Genomic DNA, 1,747 nt, shown 5'->3' on the forward strand with positions numbered 1-1,747 from the left:
GAAACCACCGGTACGCCGTCTGCGGATGAACACCCTGAGCCCGCGCCCACTCCGTCAAATTCACACCAGCAGCATACTCACTAGAACGTTCGTACGCTCACTATCACTCAGTATTCCGCCAACTGCTCGGAACCCCTCCGCGAATGCCGCCACCAACGGTTCGGCGACGGAACCGGGAGCGGCGGCGCTCCACGACGGGCGCCGGCCTTTTGCGGTGTCGGCGTACAGGGTGAACTGGCTGACCACCAGGATCGGCGCGTTGACGTCAGCGGCGGACCGCTCGCCGGCGAGAACGCGTAGATTCCAGAGCTTTTCGGCCAGACGCCGCGCTTTGCCGGGGTCGTCGCCGTGGGTGACGCCGACGAAGGCGAGCAGTCCCTGGCCGTCCGGGGCGATGGCACTGACCACCCGCCCGTCGACGGCCACCGCCGCCGAGGAGACCCGTTGCACCAGAACCCGCACGATCCTCGATGCTGCCAGGCCGGCTGGGTAGGCTCGTCGGGTGTCTGTGCTTGTGGCGTTTTCCGTGACCCCGCTGGGCGTGAGCGAGAGCGTCGGCGAGATCGTCGCCGACGCGGTTCGGGTGGTTCGCGAGTCCGGCCTGCCGAACGAGACGGATTCGATGTTCACCGTGATCGAAGGCGACACCTGGGAGCAGGTCATGGCCGTCGTGCAGCGCGCGGTCGAGGCCGTGGCCGCCCGCGCGCCCCGCGTCAGCACGGTGATCAAGGTGGACTGGCGCGCCGGGGCCAGCGACGCGATGACGGCAAAAGTCGCCTCCGTCGAGCGGCACCTGGCCGAAGGTTAGCCGCGCGCCGAGCTTTCCAGGGAGGCCCCCAACGCCGGTTCGGCTGCGTCGCCTGGAGCGGCGAACACACGACTTTCTCGACCGAACCGGCCCGGTGCTGCCGGACGACGTCGGCCATGAGGCGGCCGGTGTCCTCGGACGGGAAGCGGCCGACGCCGGTACCGAAAGCCACCAGCGCGGTCGCGGTCGGACCACCGGGTTCCATCGTCGCCGCGTGGATCGCATAGCGCGCCGGCATGTCGCCCGCCGTGGTCTCGACGGCCTCCCCGAGCTTTATCGCGATACAGGTGCAGGGACGCCGATGTCTGGTCACCGGACGCCGTTCGCGGCACCTGTCTCCACCCGATGGTGCTGGCAGTCCCGCCCGGCTGCCCGCAAAAGCGGGGGTGGCCGGACCGGTCCGCCGCGTAGGATAGCCAGGCGCATTGCCGACGAGTCCTAACAGAAAGGCAGGTGCGTCTGCCATGACCTGCGAAACACTCAACGGTGGGGGCACCGGCGAGCCCGGTGAGCCGGGCGGAGCTGCAGGTGCCGGAGGTGCCGGCGGAGCCGGAGGTGCCGGCGGAGCCGGAGGTGCCGGCGGAGCCGGAGGTGCCGGCGGAGCCGGAGGTGCCGGAGGCGACGGGGGCCGCGGCGGCGACGGAGGCGTCGGAGGGGCACCCGGGTCTGGCGGTCAGCCCGGCGCGGGGGGTGCCGGCGGCGCGCCCGGCGCCGGCGCAAGCCCGGGCCAACCCGGGCAGCCGGGCCAACCCGGGCAGCCGGGCCAACCCGGCCGAAACCAGCCGTAGCAGACCAACCTCCCGCACAGCGCCGGCCCGGGCCGGTGGGGCTGAGGATCGCTCAGCAATCCGAAGGCTTGCGCCGCTAGGCCCGTTTTCCGCATAGTTGGGGGTTTAGGTTTGCGGTTTTGGGTGTTGTTGTGGTGCTGCGTGTTTCGGG

At 70.9% G+C, this 1,747-nt stretch carries 1 protein-coding gene and 2 pseudogenes; 1 reads left to right on the forward strand and 2 read right to left on the reverse strand.

Annotated features, from left to right (window positions below):
* Positions 1-117: 117 nt before the first annotated feature.
* A pseudogene (locus FPZ47_RS27375) lies at positions 118-462 on the reverse strand (D-aminoacyl-tRNA deacylase); the annotation flags it as partial.
* A 40-nt stretch (positions 463-502) separates the two neighbouring features.
* On the opposite strand from FPZ47_RS27375, the gene FPZ47_RS27380 reads away from it, so the two are divergent.
* Positions 503-808 carry an MTH1187 family thiamine-binding protein gene (locus tag FPZ47_RS27380; protein WP_144957395.1) on the forward strand — a complete coding sequence of 102 codons (306 nt, stop codon included), beginning with the start codon at positions 503-505 and terminating at the stop codon, positions 806-808.
* On the opposite strand, the pseudogene FPZ47_RS30825 reads toward FPZ47_RS27380, so the two are convergent.
* Positions 805-1,274: pseudogene (locus FPZ47_RS30825) on the reverse strand (macro domain-containing protein). The gene FPZ47_RS27380 and the pseudogene FPZ47_RS30825 overlap by 4 nt on opposite strands.
* Between the last annotated feature and the right edge of the window lie 473 nt (positions 1,275-1,747).

The organism is Mycobacterium helveticum (genome assembly GCF_007714205.1).
Classification (GTDB): Bacteria; Actinomycetota; Actinomycetes; order Mycobacteriales; family Mycobacteriaceae; genus Mycobacterium; species Mycobacterium helveticum.